7 protein-coding genes are annotated in these 6006 nt (G+C 41.7%); 2 read left to right on the forward strand and 5 right to left on the reverse strand.

Annotated features, from left to right (window positions below; all coding sequences use genetic code 11):
• Positions 1–190: 190 nt before the first annotated feature.
• Entirely contained in the window at positions 191–511 is a 321-nt protein-coding gene (gene trxA / locus VF500_RS14510) for a thioredoxin (RefSeq protein ID WP_022831961.1), read from the reverse strand.
• A gap of 599 nt (positions 512–1110) precedes the next feature.
• On the opposite strand from trxA, the gene VF500_RS14515 reads away from it, so the two are divergent.
• Positions 1111–1431 carry a hypothetical protein gene (locus VF500_RS14515; protein ID WP_330860352.1) on the forward strand — a complete coding sequence of 107 codons (321 nt, stop codon included), beginning with the start codon at positions 1111–1113 and terminating at the stop codon, positions 1429–1431.
• A gap of 76 nt (positions 1432–1507) precedes the next feature.
• On the opposite strand, the gene VF500_RS14520 is transcribed toward VF500_RS14515, so the two are convergent.
• A complete protein-coding gene (locus VF500_RS14520) occupies positions 1508–2272 on the reverse strand; it encodes an SDR family oxidoreductase (RefSeq protein WP_330860353.1) in 765 nt (254 codons plus the stop codon).
• Positions 2273–2403: 131 nt separating this feature from the next.
• On the opposite strand from VF500_RS14520, the gene VF500_RS14525 reads away from it, so the two are divergent.
• The gene (locus VF500_RS14525) at positions 2404–2814 is read left to right on the forward strand and encodes a helix-turn-helix domain-containing protein (RefSeq protein WP_330860354.1); all 411 of its coding nucleotides are present in this window, start codon (positions 2404–2406) and stop codon (positions 2812–2814) included.
• A gap of 56 nt (positions 2815–2870) precedes the next feature.
• On the opposite strand, the gene VF500_RS31790 is transcribed toward VF500_RS14525, so the two are convergent.
• From VF500_RS31790 to VF500_RS14535, 3 genes are all read right to left on the reverse strand, one after another.
• Positions 2871–3176, reverse strand: a complete 306-nt coding sequence (locus VF500_RS31790) for a type II toxin-antitoxin system RelE/ParE family toxin (protein WP_091221820.1) — start codon at positions 3174–3176, stop codon at positions 2871–2873.
• A 5-nt stretch (positions 3177–3181) separates the two neighbouring features.
• Positions 3182–3412, reverse strand: a complete 231-nt coding sequence (locus tag VF500_RS14530) for a hypothetical protein (RefSeq protein ID WP_330860356.1) — start codon at positions 3410–3412, stop codon at positions 3182–3184.
• A 176-nt stretch (positions 3413–3588) separates the two neighbouring features.
• Positions 3589–6006: DNA polymerase III subunit alpha (locus VF500_RS14535; RefSeq protein ID WP_330860357.1), on the reverse strand; the 2418-nt coding region annotated here is incomplete at its 5' end.

The following is a 6006-nucleotide window of genomic DNA, read 5'->3' on the forward strand; positions in this document are numbered from 1 at the left end:
TATAACTGTCGAAGACCTCATTTGGCTTTAAATTATCAAACACCTCAATTTGTACATCAACAAAAAATCCTTGCTGGTATCGACCAACAAGGACTATCTTTAAAGCATTAATTTCTGTCAACCTATTTTAGGACGACTCAGTATGTTGTGTTAATGCTACAGTGTGTGGCATTAAATAAGCCTCTTTGAGTTATGCTAACTGTTTTGCAAGTTTATCAGTTAATACTGATTTTGGCACAGCACCAATTTGTTTATCCACAATTTCGCCATTTTTGAAGAACAATAAGGCAGGGATGTTACGGATACCGTATTTTACAGATATACCTGGGTTGTTGTCAACGTCTACTTTACCAACAACAGCTTTGCCTTCATATTCTTTTGCAATATCTTCAACTACCGGACCTACCATCCTACACGGACCACACCATTCTGCCCAAAAGTCAATTAATACCGGTTTGTCTGATTTCAGGACAAGCTCGTCAAAGTTTGCATCAGTTATTTCTAAAGCCATGATTTCTATTTTTTAAATTTTGTATTTACAAATATATGCTATTCAAATTGCTTGCCACAAGTGTACAACTGACAATGTGACAATTATATTATCATCAATAAGCCACTTAACACAAACATGACCATTTGTCGCATTCGCACCACAAAATACCGCTTTGCGACATGACGTAATAACACAAATTACCTGTTTACAGCGCATATATACAACTATACAGGCGGGTTACTTTTTAACATTTGCGGTATTAATTAACATTACCGCTATACAATATGCTCCTATTTGTTATCCCTTTGATCCTTATTCTGATTGCACCAATACTGCAATGGAAACTATCATTGCGCCGGATAAAAGACCAAACGAGATTACCGATATCAATAATTTTTCTTTTATCGCTTTTACTCGCAGCGGGCCTGGCTGCACTTGCGTTTATAATTTCACTTTATGGTTTACCTGCCGATATTAAATGCGCAACGGGATGTACTGGTTTTATAGCGCTGGGGTTATTAAATGTATGTTTTGTAGTTCCGCTGATAGGGATTATTGGTTTATTATCATACTACAAGGCACATCGATAAAGGGTTTCAAATATAATTTATAGCGAAATGTATATCTTATTAATTTGCCTTATAGCACCTGTGGTACAGATCTATCTGTCGGCATTAAGAATAAATGGTCGCATTATTTTACCTATAATTGGCAGCACTGTATTGTCCTGGGTTTTAGGTATCGTATCAACAGCTATATTTATTCATTATTTTATTCAGACACCTTCCTCACGGTGCGGACTGGTTAGTGTACCGCTATTATTTGGTGGTATATGCATTGATGGGGTAATCGCCTTATTTATTGGCATCTTCAGCTGTATTTTCTTCCTTATCAACACAAAAAATGACCGGAGGCAACAGCCACCGGTCATTAGTTAATACATTATCCATATCCTCAATAACAACTCACATTACCCAAACTTGTGAGGACCCGGACAAATATTCTCTTTATTAATTAGGCACCCTTTAAAGTGGCCATACCACCATCGGCAATCAGCTCGGCACCTGTTATAAATGTTGAATCATCAGAAGCGAAGAAGGTTACTGTTTTAGCAATTTCTTCTGCTAAACCAAAACGGCCCATAGGTATCTGTTTTATAAGTTCAGAACCCATGCCTTCCAGTTGTTCCTGGGTTAAGCCTAATTTATCGGCAGTATGTAAAGGTGTTACAACCGGGCCCGGGCTTACAGAGTTAACCCTGATCCGGCGTGGTAGCAACTCGGCTGAGATGTTTTTGGCTAATGAAAGCAATGCTGCCTTACTTGCTGCATAAACAGTTGCGCCGGCCATGCCTATGTGTGCATTGATTGAAGTATTCAGGATGATAGAACCGCCATCGTTAATTAAAGGCAATAACTGCTGAATGCTGAAGTAAGCGCCTTTAAAGTTGATATTCATGATATCGTCAAACATCTGCTCGCTCATTTGCTCGGTTGAGTTGAACTGGCCTATACCTGCGTTAACAAATACGATGTCAATTTTTTCGGCAATGGCTTTTACTTTTTCGCCAAGTTGTTTAACCTGGTTCATGTCACCGCTATCGGCAATTACCCCCTGAGCATCGGCACCAAGTATTTCAATTGCTTCATTAATTGATTTTTGATTCCTGCCAGTGATGATCACTTTTGCACCTTGTGCAATGAACTCCTGTGCTGTGGCCAGGCCTATACCACTGTTTCCGCCTGTTATTACTGCTGTTTTTCCTTGTAACTTTTTCATTATCTTTGTTTTGATACATCAAAGATACACCGGGTTAAAGCGCCCCACAAGAATGCACCATTTTGTGTGCAACATACTTTTTGGTAGGTTATGGGCCGGTTTGATGCAATCGATATATCGCCTTTTTCATTATGACAAAAAACAGACATTCAGATCATTCCTGCACGATGGCAGCGGCCCTCAGCGTGATCAGCGGCAAGTGGAAACTGAGTATAATAAACCAATTATTATCCGGGCAGAAGCGATACAGCGAGATAAACCGGGCCATTCCGGGCATGACCGAAAAGATGCTTTCACAACAGATCCGCGAATTGGAAGAGGATGGTATCGTAACCCGTCATATTTTTCCTGAAGTACCGCCAAGGGTTGAATACTCCCTCACTCCCATCGGCCAGGAACTATCGTCTATATTTTACACCCTCGAAACGTGGGGCAGCCATTACATGACCGTAACCAACGCTAACGGCGAGATCATTAAGCCTGATTATACTTGTTATACTTTGATAAAGCAGGATGATGAGGTAGTAAAGGAAACGGCATAAGGCTTTGCGCTCGTTTGCAAACGGGCGCGAGTTGAACCGTATAGAAATAATATTCGTTATAGATTGCTCCTATATTTCTTCCCCGGACGACGGCTTGTGTGGAATATAGAATAAACTGTTACCAGCTTTTTCTGATTATTCACTTTGTAGACTATCAGAAAAGGAAAGTCATCAACCTTACATTCCCGAAAATCAGATTTCTTACTTGGATAAAGAAGTGGGTGATTCGCTATGCTGTTAATTTTCTTCAAAACGGAAAACTCCAATCGATCTCCTAATCCCTCCAATTGTTCATCATACCATTCCAGGGATTTTAAAAGTTCTACTTGTGCCTTTAAAAGGATTTCGACTGTATAAAACATGAATATTATCTATTCCTAATATTCTTTTTAAAATCTTCAAAGGATACTATTTCAGCTCTACCGCTTTCATATTCATCAACACGATTTTTCATTTCATTTAAAAAATCCTGATCTTCCCATAGATTAAGCTCTTCCACTATCTCACTTTCGACCATGGTATATATTGCCTGAACTTTTTTATCGTCGGCAAAACGGATATACTCATGAAGTCTTTCTCTTATCTCAGCTGTTCCCATGTTATAGCTTTTAAACAAATTTAACTTATAAAATCAACTATAACAACCAAGATGACGAGTAAATCCGCCTACTAAGAGAAAACTCTGAACCAGCCGCACAAAAACGTAGCCACTCTGTATAGTATGCGATTGCCACGCTACGCTCGCAATGACATGAATTTAAGTAGTCCTGAAATCTAACTTAACACCGGCTCCTCATTGGTCAAGCTATGGATCCCGGCCATAAAATCATCACTTGGGTTTACTTTGAATGATTTTGATGAGAGTTCAACCAGCATAACCTCTTCCCTGTCCTTGATCTGGAAACGGAGTTTACAGTTTTTTACCGGGTACTTCTGGTTATTATCATCTATCATGTGCTGAATATCATCCAACAGCTTACTATTGAGCATTTGCACATCAATACACACAGTTAATGACTTGGTAAGTTTATCGCGCATTTCCGATAGCAGGTCCATTACCATGATCCTCAGGTCCCAGTTATCTTTCTGGCGGAATTTCTCTTCAATGTTGCCCTTAATATGCAGGAAGTATCCCTCCATCATCATATTACGGAACTTTACATAATCGTCGCCAAACAGGGCAAATTCATACGACTCATTATAGTCCTCAAACACAAACGTACCGAATGGCTTGCCTGTTTTGGTCATTTTATGCTGAACACTTGATACAAGGCCGCCTATCCGCAATTCACCGCGGCGGCGCAACTCATTGAACGCTGCAGTTACATCCTCGCCACCTTCACCCGAGCGCGCTTTTTGCATCAGTTTCAAATCGCTGATGTTGGCGTTACAGAAACGCTTAAGCTCAACTTTATAATTGTCCAAAGGGTGACCGGTTAAATAGATCCCGATAACCATTTTCTCGTATTTCAGCTTTTCTATCAGCGCCCATTCTTCAACATCAGGCATAGCCGGCTCAGGTACGTACGAAGCTACCGAACCGCCAAATAACGACGATTGCGAACTGCTTTGAACATTCTGATAATCGTTGGCATATTTGATCAGGCGTTCAACACCTGTTAACACACCCAGTTCAGTTTTGGCAAAGAACTGAGCACGGGGAATATTGAAACCGTCAAATGCACCTCCATAAACCAGGTTTTCATATGATTTGCGGTTTACACTGCGGGTATTTGAACGACGGGCAAAATCATATACCGTCTCAAACGGCCCATTAGCTGTACGCTCTTCAATGATACTTTCTACCGCTTTGTCGCCCACGCCTTTAACACCTGTTAAACCGAAACGTACCTGTCCGCGTTTGTTAACCGCAAAGGCCATGTCCGACTCGTTGATGTCCGGTCCTAACACCTCAACACCCATACGGCGGCATTCCTCCATAAAGAAGGTGATTTTTTCAATATTGTTCTGGTTATTTAAAACCGCCGCCATATATTCTGACGGATAATGCGCTTTTAAATAAGCAGTTTGGTATGCCACGAAAGCGTAGCAGGTAGAGTGCGATTTATTGAACGCGTACTGGGCAAATGCTTTCCAGTCGGTCCAGATCTTGGTAAGCTTATCTTTGGGGTGGCCTTTAGCTACTGCCCCATCCATAAACTGGGCTTCCATCTTATTCAGTACTTCAATCTGCTTTTTACCCATCGCCTTACGTAAAACGTCGGCATCACCTTTACTAAAGCCTGCTAACTTTTGCGACAGAAGCATCACCTGTTCCTGGTACACAGTAATACCATAGGTTTCACCCAGGTACTCTTCCATATCAGGCAAATCGAACACAATAGGTTCGCGGCCATGCTTACGGGAAATAAAGTTTGGTATATACTCTATCGGGCCCGGACGGTAAAGTGCGTTCATGGCAATCAAGTCCTCAAACTTATCGGGCTTAAGCTCGCGCAGGTACATTTGCATACCATCACTTTCAAACTGGAAAGTACCGTTGGTATCGCCACGCTGATAAAGCTCGTAAGTTTTAAGGTCATCAAGCGGTATGTAGTCGATATCTATCACTACACCGTGATTTTGCCTGATCATCCGTAGGGCATCCTTAATAATGGTAAGGGTTTTCAAACCCAAAAAGTCCATCTTAATTACACCCGCATCCTCAATTACACGACCGTCATACTGAGTAACCAGCAGGTCCGAATCTTTAGCGGTAGCTACAGGTACGATATCGGTAAGGTCATAAGGGGCAATGATGATACCTGCGGCGTGCACACCGGTGTTACGTACCGAGCCTTCCAGTTTTTCAGCCTCACGCAGTACCTGCGCTTTAAGGTCATTACCGTTCAGGATCTCCTTCAATTCGGGAACCTGCTCAATGGCATCCTTCAGGGTGATACCCAATGTTTCGGGCACCAGCTTTTTCATGGCACTTACATCGGCCAGTGGCATATCCAGCACACGATCTACGTCCTGGATACTGGTACGCGCAGCCATTGAACCATAGGTAATAATCTGTGCTACCTGGTTTTTGCCGTATTTATCAACCACATAATCAATAACCCGCTGTCTGCCGGCATCATCAAAATCCGTATCAATATCGGGCATCGATTTACGGTCGGGGTTCAGGAACCTCTCAAACAGGAGGTTATACTTCATCGGATCGATATTGGTGATCCCGGTACAATA

Origin of the sequence: Mucilaginibacter sp. (assembly GCF_036383575.1) — a bacterium.
In the GTDB taxonomy this organism is placed as follows: domain Bacteria; phylum Bacteroidota; class Bacteroidia; order Sphingobacteriales; family Sphingobacteriaceae; genus Mucilaginibacter.

Coding starts and splice junctions, on each gene's coding strand:
- VF500_RS14515 (WP_330860352.1), top strand. CDS start 1,111: ATGTATATCTTATTAATTTGCCTTATAGCACCTGTGGTACAGATCTAT.
- VF500_RS14525 (WP_330860354.1), top strand. CDS start 2,404: ATGACAAAAAACAGACATTCAGATCATTCCTGCACGATGGCAGCGGCC.
- trxA (WP_022831961.1), bottom strand. CDS start 511: ATGGCTTTAGAAATAACTGATGCAAACTTTGACGAGCTTGTCCTGAAA.
- VF500_RS14530 (WP_330860356.1), bottom strand. CDS start 3,412: ATGGGAACAGCTGAGATAAGAGAAAGACTTCATGAGTATATCCGTTTT.
- VF500_RS14520 (WP_330860353.1), bottom strand. CDS start 2,272: ATGAAAAAGTTACAAGGAAAAACAGCAGTAATAACAGGCGGAAACAGT.
- VF500_RS31790 (WP_091221820.1), bottom strand. CDS start 3,176: ATGTTTTATACAGTCGAAATCCTTTTAAAGGCACAAGTAGAACTTTTA.